The 19,077-nt window shown below is 72.2% G+C and carries 17 protein-coding genes; 5 read left to right on the top strand and 12 right to left on the bottom strand.

What is annotated here, in order from left to right:
- Positions 1–13: 13 nt before the first annotated feature.
- The 4 genes from HQQ85_RS07775 to HQQ85_RS07760 are packed head-to-tail and all read right to left on the bottom strand — an operon-like array spanning position 14 to position 4,691.
- Complete coding sequence (locus HQQ85_RS07775) at positions 14–913, bottom strand: ABC transporter permease (RefSeq protein WP_173181972.1); 900 nt, start codon at positions 911–913, stop codon at positions 14–16.
- Complete coding sequence (locus tag HQQ85_RS07770) at positions 913–1,989, bottom strand: ABC transporter permease (protein ID WP_173181971.1); 1,077 nt, start codon at positions 1,987–1,989, stop codon at positions 913–915. The genes HQQ85_RS07775 and HQQ85_RS07770 overlap by 1 nt, the downstream gene beginning before the upstream one ends.
- Positions 1,986–3,557, bottom strand: coding sequence for an ABC transporter ATP-binding protein (locus tag HQQ85_RS07765; RefSeq protein WP_173181970.1), 1,572 nt, complete (start codon positions 3,555–3,557; stop codon positions 1,986–1,988). The genes HQQ85_RS07770 and HQQ85_RS07765 overlap by 4 nt, the downstream gene beginning before the upstream one ends.
- 6 nt (positions 3,558–3,563) lie before the next feature.
- Positions 3,564–4,691, bottom strand: coding sequence for a BMP family protein (locus HQQ85_RS07760; RefSeq protein WP_173181969.1), 1,128 nt, complete (start codon positions 4,689–4,691; stop codon positions 3,564–3,566).
- Positions 4,692–4,827: 136 nt separating this feature from the next.
- Here HQQ85_RS07760 and HQQ85_RS07755 point away from each other — a divergent pair, with 136 nt between their 5' ends.
- Positions 4,828–6,396, top strand: coding sequence for a PucR family transcriptional regulator (locus HQQ85_RS07755; RefSeq protein WP_173181968.1), 1,569 nt, complete (start codon positions 4,828–4,830; stop codon positions 6,394–6,396).
- Positions 6,397–6,419: 23 nt separating this feature from the next.
- Here the strand turns inward: HQQ85_RS07755 and HQQ85_RS07750 are convergent, their stop codons facing one another.
- Positions 6,420–7,094 (bottom strand): GntR family transcriptional regulator, encoded by a 675-nt coding sequence (locus HQQ85_RS07750; protein WP_173181967.1) that lies wholly within the window; start codon positions 7,092–7,094, stop codon positions 6,420–6,422.
- A 99-nt stretch (positions 7,095–7,193) separates the two neighbouring features.
- Between HQQ85_RS07750 and HQQ85_RS07745 the strand changes: the two genes are divergently transcribed.
- From HQQ85_RS07745 to HQQ85_RS07735, 3 genes are read left to right on the top strand one after another with little or no spacing between them, the layout of a single operon-like run.
- Positions 7,194–8,303, top strand: a complete 1,110-nt coding sequence (locus HQQ85_RS07745; protein ID WP_173181966.1) for a DUF1989 domain-containing protein — start codon at positions 7,194–7,196, stop codon at positions 8,301–8,303.
- Positions 8,296–8,922, top strand: coding sequence for a flavin reductase family protein (locus HQQ85_RS07740; protein WP_216851584.1), 627 nt, complete (start codon positions 8,296–8,298; stop codon positions 8,920–8,922). The genes HQQ85_RS07745 and HQQ85_RS07740 overlap by 8 nt, the downstream gene beginning before the upstream one ends.
- Positions 8,923–8,973: 51 nt before the next feature.
- Positions 8,974–10,167 carry an ABC transporter substrate-binding protein gene (locus tag HQQ85_RS07735; protein WP_173181964.1) on the top strand — a complete coding sequence of 398 codons (1,194 nt, stop codon included), beginning with the start codon at positions 8,974–8,976 and terminating at the stop codon, positions 10,165–10,167.
- 15 nt (positions 10,168–10,182) lie between these two features.
- On the opposite strand, the gene HQQ85_RS07730 is transcribed toward HQQ85_RS07735, so the two are convergent.
- The 3 genes from HQQ85_RS07730 to HQQ85_RS07720 form a co-directional block, all read right to left on the bottom strand.
- A complete protein-coding gene (locus HQQ85_RS07730; RefSeq protein ID WP_173181963.1) occupies positions 10,183–11,088 on the bottom strand; it encodes an EamA family transporter in 906 nt (301 codons plus the stop codon).
- Between the two features lie 224 nt (positions 11,089–11,312).
- On the bottom strand, positions 11,313–12,479 hold the full coding sequence (rhaI, locus tag HQQ85_RS07725; protein ID WP_173181962.1) for an L-rhamnose isomerase: 1,167 nt from the start codon (positions 12,477–12,479) through the stop codon (positions 11,313–11,315).
- 71 nt (positions 12,480–12,550) lie between these two features.
- Positions 12,551–12,895 carry an L-rhamnose mutarotase gene (locus tag HQQ85_RS07720; protein ID WP_254069292.1) on the bottom strand — a complete coding sequence of 115 codons (345 nt, stop codon included), beginning with the start codon at positions 12,893–12,895 and terminating at the stop codon, positions 12,551–12,553.
- Between the two features lie 142 nt (positions 12,896–13,037).
- On the opposite strand from HQQ85_RS07720, the gene HQQ85_RS07715 reads away from it, so the two are divergent.
- The gene (locus HQQ85_RS07715; protein WP_173181961.1) at positions 13,038–14,048 is read left to right on the top strand and encodes a LacI family DNA-binding transcriptional regulator; all 1,011 of its coding nucleotides are present in this window, start codon (positions 13,038–13,040) and stop codon (positions 14,046–14,048) included.
- A 22-nt stretch (positions 14,049–14,070) separates the two neighbouring features.
- Here the strand turns inward: HQQ85_RS07715 and HQQ85_RS07710 are convergent, their stop codons facing one another.
- The 4 genes from HQQ85_RS07710 to HQQ85_RS07695 form a co-directional block, all read right to left on the bottom strand.
- On the bottom strand, positions 14,071–14,946 hold the full coding sequence (locus HQQ85_RS07710) for a DUF4097 family beta strand repeat-containing protein (protein ID WP_173181960.1): 876 nt from the start codon (positions 14,944–14,946) through the stop codon (positions 14,071–14,073).
- A 31-nt stretch (positions 14,947–14,977) separates the two neighbouring features.
- Positions 14,978–15,637 carry a response regulator transcription factor gene (locus tag HQQ85_RS07705; RefSeq protein WP_173181959.1) on the bottom strand — a complete coding sequence of 220 codons (660 nt, stop codon included), beginning with the start codon at positions 15,635–15,637 and terminating at the stop codon, positions 14,978–14,980.
- Positions 15,625–16,830, bottom strand: coding sequence for a histidine kinase (locus HQQ85_RS07700; protein WP_173181958.1), 1,206 nt, complete (start codon positions 16,828–16,830; stop codon positions 15,625–15,627). Before HQQ85_RS07700 ends, HQQ85_RS07705 begins: the two co-directional genes overlap by 13 nt.
- 137 nt (positions 16,831–16,967) lie before the next feature.
- Positions 16,968–19,064, bottom strand: a complete 2,097-nt coding sequence (locus tag HQQ85_RS07695) for a YncE family protein (RefSeq protein WP_173181957.1) — start codon at positions 19,062–19,064, stop codon at positions 16,968–16,970.
- Between the last annotated feature and the right edge of the window lie 13 nt (positions 19,065–19,077).

The following is a 19,077-nucleotide window of genomic DNA, read 5'->3' as shown; positions in this document are numbered from 1 at the left end:
GGGCTCGGAAGGTCTACGCGCGCCGGTACGGCGTCAGGTACGCGCCGGGGTACCGCACCCGTCGTCCCCACACGGCGAGGGCCGCGATGACGACGAGGTACGGCAGCGCGATCAGCAGCTCGTTGGGCACGGCGCTGAACAGCGGGGTGATGGCGAGCTGCAGCTGCAGCGCATCCGTGAACCCGAACAGCAGCGCGCCCGCGACCACCGGCCAGACGCGCCAGCGGCCGAAGATCACCAGGGCGATGCAGATCCAGCCTCGGCCCGACACGATGTCGAGCGTGAAGCTGCCGAGCAGCGACAGCGTCAGGAACGACCCGCCCACCGCCATCAGCACGCTGCCGAGCATCAGCGCGGCGTAGCGGGTACGGGCCACGGGGATGCCGGCCGCGTCCGCCGCCTCGGGGTTCTCGCCCACGGCGTGCAGGCGCAGGCCGAACCCGGTCGAGCGGAGCACCCACCAGAGCGCCGGCGCGAGCACGAGGAACGCCACGAACGTCATCGGGTACTGCGCGAGCATCCCGAGCCCGGGGAACCAGCGGTCGAACTTCTCGGTCACCGACTGCGTGCCGGTCGAGAACAGCAGGCGGTTGGTGAAGTCGCAGGCGGCGACGAGCAGCAGCGTGGTGCCGAGACCGGCGACGTGCTGGTTCACCCCGAGGGTCACGGTGAGCAGGCCCATCAGGGCGCCCGCCGCCAGTCCGGCGACGATCGCGGTGCCGATGCCGAGGTACGGGTTGCCCGTCATAACCGCCGTGAGGAAGCCGACGAAGGCGCCGGCGTACATCGTGCCCTCGATGCCGAGGTTCAGGATGCCCGCCCGCTCGTTGATCAGGGCACCGAGTGCCGCCCAGACGAGCGGGGTGGCGATGGTGAGGGTCGCCGCGAGCACGGCGAGCACGGGGAAGTCCATCAGCTGCCGTCCCCTCGGGAGCCGGTGCGCCTGGTGAATGCGATGCGGTAGCGGCGTGCGGCCAGCAGGGCCACGACCGCGAGGAGCAGCGTCGAGCTGACGATCGCGCCCATCTGGGTGGGCAGCTGCAGCGTGATCGACGCGTTCTGAGCCCCCACCGCGATGTCGCCGAGCAGCAGCGCGACCAGCAGCACGCCGCCGGCGGTCAGTGCGCCGAGCGTGGCGACCACGACGCCGGTGTAGCCGTAGCCGTTCGAGATGCTGGCGGTGAGCTGGTGCTGCACGCCGAGCACCTGCGAGGCGCCGCCGAGGCCGGCGATCCCGCCCGACACGAGGGCCGAGCGGAACTGCAGCGACGACACCCGGATGCCCGAGAAGCGCGCCGCGGCCGGCGACTGCCCCGCGGCCCGCAGGCGCAGCCCGAGCGGGGTGAACGACATCACGACGAAGGCGGCGACGACGAGCAGCAGGGCGACGACCAGCCCCCAGTGCACCCGGGACCCGTCCACCAGGGTGGGCAGCGTGTAGCCGGCGCCGTAGCGGTCGGAGTCGGGGAAGCCCGTCTCCGAGTTCCGCCAGGGCCCGTTCAGGAGTCCCTGCACGAGCAGGAGCGCGACCGGATTCAGCAGCAGCGTCGTCACGACCTCGTCGATGTTCGCGTGCCGTTTCAGCAGGGCCGGCACGAGCGCCCAGAGGAGCCCGCCGAGAGCGCCTGCACCGAGCGCGAGCGGCAGGGCGACGAGCGGGGGGAGACCCGGCAGGGCGAGCCCCGGGACGGTGGCCGCGATCGCGCCGGCCAGGAACTGGCCCTCCGCGCCGATGTTGTAGTAGCCGACGCGGAAGGCGATGGCGACGGCGAGCCCGGTGAAGATGAGGGGTGTGGCCGAGAGCAGCACCTCGCCGATGCCCGACGGCGTGGTGAGGGGGGTGACGAGGTAGCGCTGATAGGCCGCGATCGGGTTCGCGCCGGCGAGGCGGATGGGCCCCGCCGTCAGCAGCAGCGTGAGCACGACGGCGGCCAGCACGGCCGCGGGGGCGAGCCAGCGCGACTCGCTCGCGCGCAGGACGATCTTCACGCGGCCTCCACCGCCGATCCGGTCATCAGCAGTCCGAGCTCGGCGCGGGTGGTGCGTGCCGCCGGCACGTCACCCACGATCCGGCCGGAGACCATCACGACGATGCGGTCGCAGAGGCCGAGCAGCTCGTCGAGGTCCTCCGAGACGACGAGCACGCCGGCGCCGCCGGCCCGGAGCGCGCGCAGCTGCTCGTAGACGTAGGCGCAGGCTCCCACGTCGAGGCCGCGCGTCGGCTGCGACGCCACGAGCGCGCGCGGGTCGCGGGCGATGGCGCGGGCGAGCAGCACCTTCTGCATGTTGCCGCCCGACAGGCTGCGGATGGGGTCGCCGGCCGACGCTCGGATGTCGAAGCGCTCGATCAGGGCGGCGACGTGGGCGCGCACGCGGCGCCGCGAGGTGAACGGGCCGACGCGGAATCGGTCGAGGTCCTCGAGCACGAGGTTCTGCTCGACGGACAGGTTCAGCACGACGCTGCCCCGGCGGTCCTCGGTGAGGCGCCCGAGCCCGGCGCGGATGCGGGCGGTCACGTCGAGGGCCGTGATGTCGGTGCCGCCGACGTGCACCCTGCCGGAGGACGGCTCCGTCATGCCGCAGAGCACCGAGACGAGCTCGGTCTGGCCGTTGCCCGAGACGCCGGCGACTCCGACGATCTCGCCCTCGGCGACGGTCAGGGTGACCGCGTCGAGGAGCGGCCGACCCCGGCCCGCGAGGGAGAGGGCGGTGATGCCGAGCGCCGCCGGGGCGGCGGATGCCGGAGCGTTCGGGCGGGCATCCGGAACCCCGAGGGGCGCAGTGGTGGGCTCGGTCGGCGTCAGGCCCAGAGGCGCCGTCGGCACCGCCGCCGTCGACCCGCCGACCATCAGCTCGGCGATCCGCGCCGGCACGAGCCCGGCGGCCGGCACGTCGGCGACGATCCGGCCCCGGCGGAGGATGCTCACCCGGTCGGCGATCTCGACGACCTCGTGCAGCTTGTGCGAGATGAAGATGACTCCCATCCCCTCGGCGGTCAGCCGGCGCACGGTGGCGAAGAGCACCTCGACGTCCTGCGGGGTGAGCACGGCGGTCGGCTCGTCGAGGATCAGCAGACGGCAGTCGTGGAAGAGCGCCTTCACGATCTCGACCCGCTGGCGCTCGCCGACGGAGAGCCCGCCGACCACCGCATCCGGCTGGATGGCCACGCCGATGCGCCCGGCCGCCTCGAGCACGCGCGCCCGGGCCGCCGGCCGGCTGACCCGGCCGAGACCGGAGCCCGCCAGCATCAGGTTCTCGGTCACGGTCATCGTGTCGATCAGCGAGAACTCCTGGGTGACCATGCCGATACCTGCCGCCATCGCGGCCGCCGGTCCGTTCATCCGCACCACCTCGCCGTTCACGAGGATGTCGCCCTCGTCGGCCTGGCTGAGGCCGTAGAGGATGCGGGTGAGGGTCGACTTGCCGGCCCCGTTCTCGCCGAGCAGCGCGAGCACTTCGCCCGGCTGCACGGCGAGATCGATGGCGTCGTTGGCGGTGAGGGTGCCGAACCGCTTGGTGATGCCCCTCAGTTCGGCCAGTGGTGCGGAGACGGTCACGCGGAGCTACTCCCCGACGGTGGTGGAGCCCGCGGGCGCCTCTTCGTCGATCGGGGTCTCGAAGCTCCCGTCGAGGATCTCGGCCTGCCGGGCCTCGACCGCCGTGGTGAGCGTGGACGGGATCTCGAAGGCCGTGCCGGTGTTGACGGGCGCGAGCGCGCTGCCGCCGTTCACCATGAAGGAGTACTCGCCGAGGTTCGCGGCCTCGTAGCTGCCGTCCTCGACGGCGGAGACGACGGCCTCGACGGTGGGACGCATGTCCCAGAGCAGCGAGGACACGACGTACTCGGGCGCCTCGGACTGCTGGTCGACCATCATGCCGAACACCGGGAGGCTGTTCTCGGACGCGGCCGCGATCACCCCGGCCCGCTCGGCGAAGAGCACGTCGGCGCCTCCGGCGATCGCGGCCTCGGCGGCCTGCTTCGCGGTGGCCGGGTCGAAGAAAGAGTTGATGAACGAGACCGTCACGGTCGCCGAGGGGTTGGTCTCCTGGGCGCCCGCGATGAAGCCGTTCACGATCCGGTTGACCTCGGGGATCGGCATGGCCGCCACGACGCCGATGGTGCCGCTCTTCGTGAGGCCGCCGGCCATCATGCCGGCGAGGTAGGCCGGGTCCTGCATCCAGTTGTCGAAGACGCTGAAGTTCGGTGCCTGCTCCTCGCCGCCCGAGCCGAACGCGAAGGCGATGTCGGGGAAGTCGGCGGCCACGGCGCGCACCGCGTCCTCGGCGGCGAAGGCGTCGCCGATGATGATGTCGGGCTCCTGGTTGGCGATGATGTCGCGCAGGCCGCTCTCCATCTCGTCGGCCGTGGCGAGGTTGTCGACGTGCTGGTACTCGATCAGCCCGTCCTCGGCTGCACTCTCGAGCGCGGCGTGGATCGCGCCGTCCCACGGCTCCTCGAGCGGGGTCGCGAACGCGCCGAACACCAGCGGGAGGCCGGAATCGGCGGTGGCCGCGTCGCCGGCCGGCTCGTCACCGGTGGCGCCGCCGCAGCCGCTGAGGCCGACGATCAGGGCGGCGGCGAGACCGAGTGCGGCGAAGCCGGTCGCTGAACGGCGGCGCCGTCCGCGGGCGGTGCGGTCGGCGGATCCGGGGGTGGGACCGGTGGTTCGGGTGCTGGGGCCGCGAGTCATCGGGTGCCTCTCAAGGGGGTCGTCGGTGCCGGGTGGTGCAGGATTCACCCGAGGTTACGGGCATCCGCTCGTCGCGCTCCAGGGACAGACCGTTATTTCGACGCCGTAAACACTGGACGGTCTGTACGGTGGTCGCATGATCTTCACCGTCGCCGAGTTGATGGCGCTGCCCGCCGTGGTGCGCGCCCGGCCCGAGGTGGCGGCCGGGGGCGAGGGCTTCGGTCGGCGGCCGGTGCGCTGGGTGCACACCTCGGAGATCTTCGAGATCGCCCCGCTGCTCCGAGGCGGCGAGGTGCTGCTGACGACCGGCCTCGGGCTCGTCGCCGTGTCGGCTGATGCCCGGCGGAGCTACATCGCCGACCTCGCCCGCGTGGGCGTGGCCGCCCTGCTCTTCGAACTCGGCCGCACGTTCCCGACGGTGCCGCCCGAGATCGTCGACGAGGCGGAGCGCGCCGGACTGCCCCTCGTGCTGCTGCACGGGGTCGTACCGTTCATCGAGGTGACGGAGGTCGCGCACGCGCGGATCCTCGGCGGGGAGCTGACCGGCCTGCGCTTCGCGGCGCGCCTCCAGGAGCGCCTCACCCTGGCGCTCGGCGACGATCGCGGACTCGTGGCGTTCGTCGGTGCGATCAGCACCGGGTCGGGGTTCGCGGCATCGCTGCACTCGGCGGCCGGTGAGCTGGTGGCCGGCGTCGACCCGGCCGAGGCGGATGACCGGGCCGCGGTCGAGGTGGAGGCACCCGTGCTCGTCGGCGGTGAGGCCTGGGGGCGGCTCGTGCTCCGCGAGACGGCGTCGGCCGCGGAGGGCGACGGCCCCGACTCGGTGCAGCAGCAGATGCGGCTCGTGCTCGGCGTGGCGGCTCCGCTCGTCGCGCTCGAGGTCGCCCGCTCGGGGGAGGCGCCGGTGAGCCGGCGCCAGGCGGGGGCCGAGCTCCTCCGCGACATGGTCACCGGCCGCTACGTGTCGACCGAGGAGCTGGTGGCGCGGGCCATCGGGGTCGGTCTGCGCATCCGCCCGGGGCAGGTCGCGGTCGCCCTCTGCGTGCGCGCCCGGTCGGCCGGCGCGAGTGCGGCCGACGTGCTGATCGCCGCCCGGGCCGTGGCCGGTCGCCTGCTCGGCGCCGCGCTCGTCGCCGAGCACGAGGGTGACGTGCTGATCGGTGCCCTGCTGCGGCCCCGCGAGCTGCGCAGCGTGCTCGCCCGCTTCGCCGACGACCTCGGCCGCGAGCTGCGGTCGACCGTCGGCGGCGGCGTGCTGGTGAGCGCCGGCCCGCCCGTCGACGACGTGCCGGCCCTCGTCAGCGCCTTCCCGAGCGCGCGCGAGACCGCCCGGCTGGCCGCGCGGCTGACGCCCTCGGCCGTCGTGGTGCTCGCCGCGGACTTCGCGCTCTACCAGCTGCTCGTCTCGCTCGTCGACGACGAGGCGCTGGAGGGATTCGTGGCCGGACAGCTCGGGCCGCTGCTCGAGCACGATGCCCGCACCGGCGCCGGGCTCGTGATGACCCTCGACGCGTTCCTCGCCGCCGGCCTCTCGAAGACCCGCACGGCCGAGGCGCTCGGCATCAGGCGGCAGACCCTCTACGGCCGGCTCGAGCGCATCGAGACACTGCTCGGCGGTCTCGACCTCGACGACCGCGAGCGCCGTTTGGCCCTCGACCTGGCCCTGGTCAGCTGGCGGCTGCGGCTCTCGGCGACCCGCGCCTGAGGCGGCCGGGGTCGGTCACGGCGTCAGCGCTGGGTGAAACGGCTCAGGATGCCCGCGAGGTCGTCGGGCTCGGCGGCGTCCTGCGTGAGGGCCCGCTGCTCGACCGCGGCGATGTGCCCGTCGACCAGCCGCTGGGCCTCGTCGCCGTCGCCCGCCCGCAGTGCGTCGACGAGGGCCACGTGCTCGGCGAGGCTGTCGTGCTGCGGATGCGCCTGCCCGTACACCGCGAGGATCAGCGTCGTGCGCCCCACCACCTCCTCGAGGTAGCGGCGCAGCAGTGCGTTGCCCGTCAGCCCCGCGAGCAGCATGTGGAACTCCGCCCCGAGCCGCACCGAGCGCTTGTGGTCGCCCTCGTCGGCGGCGAGCCGCTCCTGGTCGATCTGCGTGCTCAGGATGCGCTCGCCCTCGTCGCTCCAGCGCAGGGCGACGAGTCGCACCACCTCCCGCTCCAAGGCGCGGCGCACCTCGAAGGCGTCGAGCGCCTCTTCCCGGCTCGGCTGCGCGACCGTCGCCGACTTGGTCTTGCCGATGTCGACCAGACCCTCGCCGGCCAGCCGTGCGAGGGCGGCGCGGATGAGCGTGCGGCTGACCCCGAAGTGCTCGCCGAGGTCGCTCTCGGGCAGCTTCGTCCCGGGCTTCAGGGCGTTCTCCATGATCGCCTCGCGCAGAGCGGCATAGGCGTTCTCGGCACGGGGCATGCAGCGAGTATACGGCGGGAGGAGGCGTGCCCCGGGCGTAACGTGCACGAAACACAGAGTTTACGTATACCGAAACGCTAAGTACCGCATACTGAAGTCATGACCGATCTCCTCACCCGCCTCGAGCTCAGCCTCAATCAGCAGCAGCGCGAGCTGCTCGACCGCAGCCTCTCCGCCGGGGAGGCCGACGACCTGTCCGGCCTGGTGGCACGGGCGCTGCGCGAGAGCGCCGACGACGCGATCGCGCCGCTGCCGGTGCCGGCCGTGTCGGGGCGGGTCGACGACTGGACGAGCCGGATCGCGCATCCGGTCACCGACGAGCGCGAGCTGCTCGAGGAGTTCGTGCTCGAGCCCGGAACCGGCAAGGCGGTCGAGGTGCGGGCCGGCGAGCTGCTGCGCGTCGAGCAGCTCGACGGAGCCCAGTGCGTCGACTTCAACGTGTTCAACCTGCACGACTACCGCGAGTTCTTCCACACCGGCCGCACCCGCACGCTGCACGGCATCAACCCCGGGCCGGGCGACTTCCTCTGGTCGTCGCCACCGCGCGAGCGGGCGATGATGTTCATCCTCACCGACACGGTGCACGTCAACGACGTGGTGTTCCCGCGCTGCAGCGCCAACCTCTACGAGACGGCCTACGGCTTCGCAGTGCACACCAACTGCGCCGACATCCAGGCCGAGGCGCAGCGTGAGTACGGGCTCACCCCCGACGACGTGCACGACTCCTTCAACCTGTTCATGAGCACGACGGTCGACGAGGGGATGCCCGCCATCCACCACCAGTCGTCGAAGCCGGGCGACCACGTCGAGCTGCTCGCGGTGATGGACGTGCTCGCGGTGCCGAACATCTGCGGTGCCGACGTGATGAAGACGAGCAACTTCGCGATCAAGCCGGTGCGGGTCACGCGCTGGCGGGCCTCGGCCGCCGACCTCGCCGCCGTGCCCGAGCTGAAGGCCTACGACACGCAGCGCACGGTGGCGCAGTTCCGGCAGCCGGTCATCCGCACCGAGCGGGCGCTGGCGCGCGACCCGGCCTACGTGCCGGCGTTCGTGAACACGCCGATCCGCTACGAGCCGGTGCCCGTCGTGCTCTCGGATGTCTCGGCCGAGCTGCTCGAGCGGCTCTGGCGGCGCGACCTCTACACCTCGGCCGGCGACGCCCTGCGCGACGTGCTGCTCGCCTGGTGGGCGGCGGCGCACCGTGCCTGACGTCGACTTCACGGTGCTCGGCGAGTACGAGCGCTACAAGCTGATGGCGAGCCTGATCGTGCCGCGCCCGATCGCCCTCGTCACCACGGTCGACGCGGGCGGGGTGGTGAACGCCGCCCCCTTCAGCATGTTCGGGATGATCGGCGAGGAGCCCCCGCTCGTGATGCTGAGCCTGAATCGCACGAGCCCCACCGGCCGCCGCGACACCGCGCGCAACATCGACGCGAGCGGGGAGTTCGTCGTGCACCTCGTCGACGAGCCGCTCACCGAGGCCGCGGACCGCTGCGGCGAGAACCTGCCGCACGGCGTGAGCGAGCTGACCGCGGTGGGGCTCGCCACGACGCCGTCGCTCGTGGTAGCGCCGCCGACCATCCAGGCCGCCCCGGTCGCGCTCGAGTGCGTGCTGCACGAGAAGCTCGAGACCGCGAGCCGCGAGGTGTTCTTCGGGCGGATCGTCTCGCTGCACACCCGCGACGACCTGATCGACACCGAGACCTGGCGGGTGCGGCTCGCCGGCTACGCGCCCGTCGCGCGGTTCGGCGCCAGCTTCTACACGACCACCCGCGACCGCTTCACGGTCGGCGGCGCCGCGACGTCGACCCCGGTCGACGAGCTCTGACCCCTCCGCTCCCTGCTCCACCTCGCGCTCCACCCACCCCCAGGAGAACCCATGTCCCGCATCCGCACCACCCGCCCCACCAGAACCGCCCGCACCGCCCTCGCCGCCGGCGCGCTCGTCGTCTCGGTGGCCGCACTGACCGCCTGCTCGGCCACCGCATCCGGAACCGACTCGGCGAGCCCCGACCCCTCGTTCACCATCGGATCGATCGACCTCTCGGCCGACTGCCCCGCGACGGTCGTGATCCAGACCGACTGGAACCCCGAGGCCGAGCAGGGCGACCTCTACCAGCTGATCGGCCCGGATGCCCGCGTCGACGCCGGGGCCAAGTCGGTCTCGGGCCCCCTGTTCGCCTCGGGCGAGTACACCGGCGTCGACGTCGAGGTGCGCTCGGGCGGCCCGGCGATCGGCTTCCAGAGCGTGACCAGCCAGCAGTACTCCGACCCGAGCATCACGCTCGGCTACGCCAACACCGACGAGGCCGTGCAGCTCTCGGCCGACATGCCCACCACGGCGGTCTTCGCGCCGTTCGAGGTCGGGCCGCAGATCATCATGTGGGATCCGGCGACTTACCCCGACGTGAAGACCATCGCCGAGCTCGGCAAGACGGATGCGGTGGTGCGGTACTTCGGCGGGGCGACGTACATGGACTACCTGACCGGGTCGGGCATCCTGCCGCTGGATAACGTCGACGGGGGCTACGACGGCACGCCCGCGAGCTTCGTGGCGGCCGACGGCGCCGACGCGCAGCAGGGCTTCGCCACGGTGGAGCCCTACGTCTACGAGAACGAGCTCGAGGACTGGCGGAAGCCGGTGGCGTACCAGCTGATCCACGACGCGGGCTACCCGATCTACGCCTCGGCGCTCTCGGTGCGGAGCGGCGACCTCGAGTCGCTCTCGCCGTGCCTGACGAAGCTGGTGCCGGTGATCCAGCAGGCGACGGTCGACTACTACGCCGACCCGACGGCGACGAACGCGCTCATCCTGAAGGCGGTCGACGAGTTCGACAACGGGTGGGTCTACACCCAGGGCGTGGCGGACTACTCGGCGGCGACGCAGGTCTCGCTCGGGCTCGTGGGCAACGGCGACGACGACACGGTCGGCAACTTCGACCTCGACCGGGTGCAGGAGATCATCGACATCACGACGCCGCTGTTCGAGAAGCAGGGGGCGACGACCGCGCCCGACGTGGCGCCGGAGACGATCGTGACGAACGAGTTCATCGACCCGTCGATCGGGTTCTGAGTTAGACGTCGCGCGCTAGGGGGTGATCTCGGCCACGCGCTCGAGCGGCGGGCGGGGGCGGTCGCGCTGCGTCGCGATCGCCGTCCCCGCCGCGACGCAGACGATCGTGATCGCGATCACCTCCAGCACGGTGAACCGCTCGTTCAGGATGAGCCAGCCGAACACCGCCGCCACCACGGGGCCGAACGCGGTGATGATCGCGTAGAGCCGCGGGGTGAGCCGGCGCAGGATGAACGTGTCGAGGCTGTAGGGCAGGGCCGACGACAGGATGCCCACCCCGACCAGTAGGGCGACGACGTTCCAGTCGAACGCCGCCGGGTCGAACGTGGCGATTGCGAACGGCAGCAGGAGCACGAGGCTGACGATGCCCGCCACGCTCAGCCCCTCCAGACCCGGGAGGCCGACGGCCACCCGCCGCGTCAGCACGATGTACGCGGCCCAGGCCGCCGCCGCCGTCAGCGCCAGCAGCACGCCCCAGCCGTCGATCGTGCCGTCGAGGCCCGTCAGCATCACCACGCCGATACCCGCGGCCACCGCGCAGACGACGTCGAGCAGCCGCCGGCTCGTCACCAGAGCGAGCGTCAGTGGCCCGAGGAACTCGATCGTCGCCGCGATGCCGAGGCCGAGAAGGTGAACCGACTGGTAGAACGAGACGTTCATCACCGCGAGGGCGACGCCGAGGGCGAGAGCGGGCCACAGCCGCGCCCAGCTCAGCCCGGCGCGCTTCGGCCGGTAGAACGGCAGCACGACGGCCGCCATCACGAGCTGCCGCGCGGCCACCACGACGAACGCGCCCACCACGGGGATGACGAGCCCCGCGAGCGCCGACCCCAGGTTGATGCTCACCTCGGTGCCGAGCTGCGTCGCGGCCCCGACGGCGGTCCGCCCCCGCGTCCCCGCCGCGCCCCCCTCGTCCGTCACCCTCCGACCCTACGGCCTCGCCGCCCCGCGCCCGCGCCCGCTCCGATCGAACCGTCTCAGAACGCCCTCTCCGGGCCTTCAGGGGGCGGTTCGTGACGGCTCGATCGTGAGGAGACACGAAAGCGGCCCGGGTCTCCCACCACCGGAGACCCGGGCCGCCGCTCGGGGGCGCGGGCGCCGAAGCGACCGCGGGTGCGGCGCCGGAGCGCCGCGGAGGACCGGGGCTAGGCGCCCCAGCTGGCCTGGGCGCCGCCGACGCGCTCGGCGACGATGCGCTCCTGGTAGCCCGAGGCCTTGAAGGCCGCGATCGGGTCACCCGCGAGGCCGCGGGACTCGCGCCAGGCGGCGAGGGAGGGGCGCACGTCGGTGTAGAACGCGTCCATCAGGATGGCGTTCGCCCCCAGCACGTCGTTCGCGTTCTGCGCCTCGAGCAGCGCCGCCCGGTCGACGAGCAGCGCGCGCGCCGTCATCTCCTGCACGTTCAGCACCGAGCGCATCTGGCCCACGATCTTCTCCTCGACGTTGTGGCACTGGTCGAGCATGAAGGCCACGGGGGAGTCGACGTCGTAGCCGCCGCCGCGCACGACCTCGTAGAGGATGCGGAACAGCTGGAACGGATCCGCCGCGCCCACGATCAGGTCGTCGTCGGCGTAGAAGCGCGAGTTGAAGTCGAACGAGCCGAGCTTCCCAAGCCGCAGCAGCTGCGCGACGATGAACTCGATGTTCGTGCCGGGCGCGTGGTGGCCGGTGTCGAGGCACACGAACGCGCGGTCGCCGAGCGTCGCGACGTGGGCGTACGAGGTGCCCCAGTCGGGAACATCCGTGTGGTAGAAAGCCGGCTCGAAGAACTTGTACTCGAGCACGAGCCGCTGCTCCTCGCCGAGCGCGCCGTAGATGGTCTCGAGCGAGGCGGCCAGCAGGTCCTGACGCGAGCGGATGTCGCCCTGCCCCGGGTAGTTCGTGCCGTCGGCGAGCCAGATCTTGAGGTCCTGCGAGCCGGTGAGGTGCATGATCTCGATGCACTCGAGGTGGTGGTCGATCGCCTTCTGGCGGGTGGCCGGGTCGCTCGAGGTGAGCGAGCCGAACTTGTAGGCCTCGTCCTGGAAGGTGTTCGAGTTGATCGTGCCGAGCTCGACGCCGAGGTCGTTCGCGTAGGAGCGGAGGGCCGAGTAGTCGGAGACCTTGTCCCAGGGGATGTGCAGCGCCACCTTCGGGGCGAGCCCGGTGTAGCGGTTGACCTGGGCGGCGTCCGCGATCTTCTCCTCGGGAGTGCGCGGGGTGCCGGGCGTTCCGAACACCTTGAAGCGGGTGCCCGAGTTGCCGAAGGCCCAGGAGGGGAGCTCGATCGCCTGGCGTTCGAGCTCGGAGGCGATGTCGCTGAACTGCACCATGGGAATTCGTCCTTGCTGTCGTCGATGAAGCGGTGAGTGGTGGGTGAAACGATTCACTACCCGGAGGAAGCTTACGCGAGTTGATCCTCGAGATGGAAGACCTCGGTCAGCCGGAGGAAGCCGGTGTCGGGCGCCCCGTCGAGCGCCACGAAGAACTCGCCCATCTCGGCCTGCCAGCGCGCGTTCACCTCGGTGGCGGCCATGCCGGCCTGCGCCTCGGCGAGCGACGGCGTCTCGAAGTAGCCGATCAGCAGCCCGTCGTTGCGGAGGAACAGCGAGTAGTTGTTCCACCCGGTCGCCTTCAGGGCGGCCGCCATATCGGGCCAGATCGCGCGGTGGCGCTCGGTGTACTCGGGGATGCGCTCGGGCTTCACCTGCAGCTGGAAGCAGACGCGTTCCATCGTCTCGGCCGTCATGATCGTGCATCCCCTCGTCGTCGAGTGTGTTGAAACGATATAACCATCGATCGGGCCGATGCGCCAGCGCACGCCCTGCGCTACTCTCGTGAAACGTTCTACCCATCGCCGGGACGACGGCGCCGAACCCCACGAGGTGTGCATGACCACGGCCAACGTGCGCGACGTCGCGGCCCTCGCCGGAGTGTCGGTGGGCACCGTCTCGAACGTGCTCAACCAGTCCAAGCCCGTCGCGGCCGACACCGCCAAGCGGGTCGTCGACGCGATCGAGAAGCTCGGCTTCGTGCGGAACGACGCCGCCCGCCAGCTGCGGGTGGGGCAGAGCCGCACGGTGGGCATGATGGTGCTCGACGTCTCGAACCCGTTCTTCGCCGACGTCGAGCGCGGCGCGGAAGACCTGCTCGGCGAGCACGGCCGGCCGCTCATCCTCGGCAACAGCGGCGAGTCGACCACCCGCGAGCTCGCCTACCTCGACCTGTTCGAGGAGCAGCGCGTCTCGGGGCTGCTGATCACGCCGGTCGGGCAGGTGCAGCGCCGACTCGAGCGGCTGCGCGAGCGGGGCTCGCCCGTCGTGCTCGTCGACCGGCACGACAACGCGCAGAGCTTCAGCTCGGTCTCGGTCGACGACCTGCGCGGCGGCGAACTCGCGGCGGGCCACCTGCTCGACCTCGGCCGGCGCAACCTCGCGTTCGTCGGCGGGCCGCCCGAGATCCTGCAGGTCTCCCAGCGCGCACGCGGGGCGCAGCAGGCGGTGCTCGAGCGCGATGCGGGGCGCATCCGGATGCTCGAGCTCGACACCATGCGTGCCGAAGCCGGCCGCGCGGCGGGGGAGCAGCTGCTCGCCCTGCCCGCCGCCGATCGCCCCGACGCCGTCTTCGCCGCGAACGACCTGATCGCGATCGGACTGCTTCAGGCCCTCACCCATGCGGGGGTGCGGGTGCCCGACGACATCGCCCTGATCGGCTACGACGACATCTCGTTCGCAGCGAACGCGGCGATCCCGCTGTCGTCGATCCGCCAGCCGGCCCGCGAGATGGGCCGGGCGGCCGCCGAGCTGCTGCTGGCCGAGATCGAGAACCCGGGCCGGGGCGAGTACCGGCACATCGCCTTCCAGCCCGAGCTCGTCGTGCGCGAGTCGACGGCCGGCCGCTAGGGCCGGCCGCCGGTCCCCGTCGCTACGGCGCCGGCGTCAGCACGAGGTCGCCCGCGCTGGTCTCGAATGAGTACACACGGTCGGCCCCCGGAGTGCTAGGCACCCCGAGCTGAACGGTGCCGAGCGAGGTGTCGGTGCGGATCTCGTATTTGCCGTCGGGAAGTGCGACCGCCACCGAGCCGGCCGAGCTGTCGACCGAGATCGACGACGGAAGGGTCGCGAAGGAGAGGTCGGTGTCACCGGCCGAGCTCTCGGTGACCACCGGCCCTGACACGTCGATGTCCTTGGCCGTGATGCGGCCGGCCGAGGTCTCCAGGTTCAGGGAGTCGGCCGAGCCGGTCAGCTCGACGTCACCGGCCGAGCTCTCGAGCGACAGGTCGGCGAAGTCGCCGTCCACCCGCACCGTGCCGGCCGAGGAGTCCACGTCGAGACCGAGCGGCTCGGCGCCGCGCGGCAGGGTCACCGCGAGCGTGGCATCGCCGAGCGACGAGAAGTCGAAGAAGCGGATCGGCCACCAGCCGCGATCGCCGACGGTGACGCGCAGGGTGTCGCCGAGCATCCGCTGGTCGAAGCGCAGCGACGAGCCGCCCGAGTCGAAGTCGAAGCGCGGCTCGGCGACGTCGGCGTAGGCCACCGTGACTGCGGCCGCACTCACGTCGACCTCGAGGGTGTCGAAGGAGCCGGCCGCCGAGTAGCTGCCCGAACCGTCGCCGCGGTTCGCGTCCGCCGCCGACTGCACGAGCTGCAGGATGCCGACGCCGACGAGCAGGACCACGAGCGCCGAGCCGATGGTGAGCAGGGCGATGCGCAGCGAGCGGTCGCGCGGCGGCGGGGTCGGCCCCGGGGCGGGGGAGGAGCCGCCGGTCATCGGAGGCAGGGTGGGGGTCTGGACGCTCATGATTCCTTCTTTCGCAGGGGGTGGATGGGAGTCAGCGCGCGTCCGCGCCGAGGTACTTGAGCACGGCGAGGACACGGCGGTTGCCGCTGTCCTCGGCGGGCAGGCCGAGCTTGCCGAAGATGGCCGAGATGAACTTCTCGACCGCGCCGGGGGTGATGTGCATCCGCTCGGCGATGCTGCTGTTCGAGCGGCCCTCGGCCATCAGCTGCAGCGCCTCGCGCTCGCGGACGGTGAGGGTGTCGAGCTCGCGGGAGCGCCGGGAGCGGATGACGATCTGCGCCACCACCTCGGGGTCGAGCACGGTGCCGCCGGCGCCCACGGTCTCGACCGCGGCGAGGAAGTCGTCGACCTCGGCCACGCGGTCCTTCAGGAGGTAGCCGAGGCCGGCCGAGTCGCCCGCGATCAGTTCGGCGGCGTAGCGCTCCTCGACGTACTGCGAGAGCACGAGCACGGGCAGCTTCGGGCCGCCGGGGCGGGAGCGCAGCAGCACCGCCGCGCGGATGCCCTCGTCGGTGAAGCTCGGCGGCATCCGCACGTCGACGACGGCGAGGTCGGGGCGGTCGGCGTCGACGCTGCGGATGAGCTCCTCAGCGGTCGCGGCCGACGGCAGCACCTCGTGCCCGGCGTCGGCGAGCAGGCGTTCGAGACCGGCGCGCAGCAGCACGTGGTCCTCGGCGATCAGAATGCGCACGGTACCTCCACGGTGAGAACGGTCGGACCGCCGGTGGGGCTGTCCACGGTCAGGGTGCCGCCGGCCGCGCGCACGCGGTCGGCCATGCCCGAGAGTCCGGTGCCGCCGCCGCGCCCGAGGGCGGCCCCGCCGACGCCGTTGTCGAACACGACGGCGCGCACGGCGGTGGGCGTCGCGGTGACGCTGACCGAGCATCCGGATGCCCGCGAGTGCTTGCTCGCGTTGGCCAGGGCCTCGGAGACGGCGAAGTAGAGCACGGCCTCGGTCTCCTTCGAGGGGCGCTGGGGCAGGTCGACCCGCACGCTGGTGGGCACGGTGCAGTGGGAGGCGACGGCCGAGAGGGCCGCGTCGAGACCGCGATCGGTGAGCACCGCCGGGTGGATGCCGCGGGCGAGGTGCCGCAGCTCGGTGATCGACTCCTTGGTCTCGCGGTGCGCCTCGTCGAGCAGCGCCTTCGCGCCCTCGGGGTCGTCGGCGAACTTGGAGCGGGCGAGTCCGAGGGTCATCGCGACCGAGACCAGGCGGGGCTGCACCCCGTCGTGCAGGTCGCGCTCGATGCGCTGCCGCTCGGCCTGGGCGGAGTCGACGGCGCCCTGCCGCGCATCCTGCAGCCGGTCGACGCGCTGCTCGAGGGCGGCCTTGGCGCTCGCGCCGAGCAGGGCGACGCTCAGCTGCCGGTCGAGCAGGCCCGCACCGGCCGTGTAGGCCACCAGCACGGCCGCGGCGAGCACGGCGGCGAGAGCGACGAGCGCCGGGTTCGACGCCGTTTCGCCGAGGCGCCCGGCGGCGAGGTCGCCGACGAGGTCGATCGAACCGCTGATCAGGGTGAGGAACAGCAGGCCCAGCACGGCGGTCGTGAGGTGGTGCAGGATGCCCTTCCACAGGGTCGCGCCGAAACTCTCGACGAACGTGCCCGCCAGCCAGCCGCCGAACGTGGTGGCGGCGGGGCGTACCGGCGGCGGCACGATGACGACGCCGTACAGCGCCTCGGCGCGGCGCCTCTCGACGAAGCGGATGCCCCGCCCCAGCTGCACCGTCAGCCACAGCAGCCCGATGCCGATGCCGAACGCGGGCACCGCGCTCACGCCGGTCGCGAGCAGGCTGAGCATGATCGTCAGCCAGGTCACCCCCAGCACGCCGTCGATGGCCAGATCGGCCGCAGCGGCCCACAGGAACAGCAGTCTCTTTCGCACATCCCCACGTTAGGGCGGGGGTCAAGGGCGGCACGATGGGGCGGCCCGCCCACTTCCCGCGGGGGTTAACCCCCGGCCCGCCGGCCCCGCGCTGCTCGGGCGGGCGGGCGAGGGGCCGGCGGGGTGGGCGACGGCGCTCAGGATGCGCGGCGGCGCCAGGCGGCGGTGGTGCCGGCGGCCGCGGCACCGAGGCCCACCAGACCCGCCGCACCCGCGACGAGCGGGGCGAACTCAGTGGCGCCGCCCGTGCTCGCGAGCACGCCGCTGCCGGGAGCGCCGGGGCCGCTCACCCTGGACGCGCCCGCTGCGCCCGGCCCGGGGCCGTCGCCGGCCTTGGGCACGGTCGTCGGCGTCGGCGTCGGCGTCGGCGTCGCGGTGGGCGTCGGCGTGGGCGTCGGCGTGACCGCTGCGGCGATCGTCATCCGGTACTCCTTGCTGTCCTTCGCGATCCCGTTGTCGGCCGTGATGGTGAAGGAGTAGCTGCCGGCCTTCGTCGGGATGCCCGAGATCTCGCGCCGCCGCTCGTCGAACGACAGTCCGGGCGGAAGAGCGCCCGACGACACCGAGAGCTCCGGAACGGGAGTGCCGGTCGCGGTGATCGTGAAGGTCGGGTAGCGGTCGCCGACGCGCCCGTCGACCGGCGGGTCGGAGGTGATGTGAGGAATCGACGCCGGGTCGGCCGCGATCACGATCGTGTAGCTCTGGGTGTCGACACCCGAGGCGTTCTCGGCCTTCATGGTGAAGTCGTAGCTCCCGGCCTTGGTGGGGGTGCCGTAGAGGTGGGCCCGGCGCTCGTCGAAGGACAGCCCGGGCGGAAGGGTGCCGCTCGCCACGGAGAAGACGGGCTCGGGGCTGCCGCTCGCGATGAACGTCGTGTCGGGGTAGACCTTGCCGACCGTTCCGTTCGGCACCGTCGCCGTCGTGATCGTCGGCGCGGTCGGCCCCGACGGCGCGACGACGATCTCCAGCGTCGACTCGGCGGCCGGTGCCAGCCCGTTCGAGGCGGCCACGGTGAAGCGATAGGTGCCGGCGGTCGTCGGCACGCCGTTCAGGATGCCGCTGGGGTCGAGCGCGACGCCGGGCGGCAGGGTGCCGCTCGCCAGCGAGAACGTCACGGCGGTGGGCCGGCCCACGGCGATGACCGCCGCGGTGAAGCTCATCCCCACCCCGGCACCGTAGCTCGAGGGCGACACGATGAGCGGGCTCGCCGTCACGTCGTAGCTCGTGACGGTGCCACCCGTGAGCGCGCTCGTGGTGGTGATCACCCGGCGCGTGCTGTCGTCGACCGCGACCGACGACGCCTTCGGCATCGTCATCGGGTCGCCCTGCTCCACCAGGGTGTCGAGACGCAGCGAGTGCAGCTGCCCCGTCTCGGTGGTGATGAAGAGCGAGTAGATGGTGGCATCGCTCGCGAAGGAGGTCGCCTTCGAGTCGAGGGACGCCGAGGTGTGGGTCAGCGCGAGGAGGGTGTCGTACATCTCGACCCGGTAGTCGAACGGCCCCGCACCGGCCCGCGTGCCGATCGAGATTCCGCCGGCACCGATCCCGAGGCTGAGGGGCGTGCCGCCGAGCACGACCGACGAACGCGGCGATCGGGCGTCGATGAGCGTCAGCGTCGAGGCCGCCTCACTCGTCACCCAGGCCTTGTTCGACCCGGCCAGGGTCACGACGTCGCTCGGTGCGCCGGGGAGCGGGATGCGCGCGACTCCGTGGGTCGACAGATCGATCACGCTCAGGTCGCTCGAGATCGTGTTGGCGACGTAGAGCAGCTTCGAGCCGGCGTCGACCGCCAGTCCGGCCCCGCCGGACCCGGTGGTCAGGAGCGTGTCGACGATGGTGTTCGCCGTCGGGGACGCCGGATGGCCGTCGATCTGGAGCACGGTGTTGTCGACCCGGTCGGAGACGTAGACCTGGTGGGTGCCTTCGTCGACAGCCGCCTCCGCCGGTGCCGACCCCAGCCCGATGCGGGTGAGGTAGCGCGGAGCCGCTCCACTGATGTCGTAGACCAGCAGGTCCTCCGACGGAAGATCGATGACGTAGCCGCGACCGACCGAGGCGTCGATCTGCATCTGCCCGAGGTTCGCGCTGGGGGAGGGGGAGTCGCTGCCGGTCGGGCTGAGCACGATCGTGCGGGGCGCGGCGGCGTGGGCCGCGGTGGGCGCGGCCAGCAGGGCGGCCAGCACGAGCGCGGTGCCCGCCGCGGCGGGAAGAAGATGACGAAGGCTCATACGCATGTTGTGAGGATAG

Origin of the sequence: Herbiconiux sp. VKM Ac-2851 (assembly GCF_013205105.1) — a bacterium.
GTDB lineage: Bacteria > Actinomycetota > Actinomycetes > Actinomycetales > Microbacteriaceae > Herbiconiux > Herbiconiux flava.
The sequence above is the reverse complement of the archived record's forward strand: the minus strand, read 5'-3'. Positions and strand labels throughout refer to the sequence as shown.

Excerpts from the sequence above, each read along its gene's own strand:
- HQQ85_RS07775 (WP_173181972.1), bottom strand. The coding sequence starts at position 913 with ATGGACTTCCCCGTGCTCGCCGTGCTCGCGGCGACCCTCACCATCGCC.
- HQQ85_RS07760 (WP_173181969.1), bottom strand. The coding sequence starts at position 4,691 with ATGACTCGCGGCCCCAGCACCCGAACCACCGGTCCCACCCCCGGATCC.
- HQQ85_RS07755 (WP_173181968.1), top strand. The coding sequence starts at position 4,828 with ATGATCTTCACCGTCGCCGAGTTGATGGCGCTGCCCGCCGTGGTGCGC.
- HQQ85_RS07750 (WP_173181967.1), bottom strand. The coding sequence starts at position 7,094 with ATGCCCCGTGCCGAGAACGCCTATGCCGCTCTGCGCGAGGCGATCATG.
- HQQ85_RS07745 (WP_173181966.1), top strand. The coding sequence starts at position 7,194 with ATGACCGATCTCCTCACCCGCCTCGAGCTCAGCCTCAATCAGCAGCAG.
- HQQ85_RS07735 (WP_173181964.1), top strand. The coding sequence starts at position 8,974 with ATGTCCCGCATCCGCACCACCCGCCCCACCAGAACCGCCCGCACCGCC.
- rhaI (WP_173181962.1), bottom strand. The coding sequence starts at position 12,479 with ATGGTGCAGTTCAGCGACATCGCCTCCGAGCTCGAACGCCAGGCGATC.
- HQQ85_RS07720 (WP_254069292.1), bottom strand. The coding sequence starts at position 12,895 with ATGACGGCCGAGACGATGGAACGCGTCTGCTTCCAGCTGCAGGTGAAG.
- HQQ85_RS07715 (WP_173181961.1), top strand. The coding sequence starts at position 13,038 with ATGACCACGGCCAACGTGCGCGACGTCGCGGCCCTCGCCGGAGTGTCG.
- HQQ85_RS07710 (WP_173181960.1), bottom strand. The coding sequence starts at position 14,946 with ATGAGCGTCCAGACCCCCACCCTGCCTCCGATGACCGGCGGCTCCTCC.
- HQQ85_RS07695 (WP_173181957.1), bottom strand. The coding sequence starts at position 19,064 with ATGCGTATGAGCCTTCGTCATCTTCTTCCCGCCGCGGCGGGCACCGCG.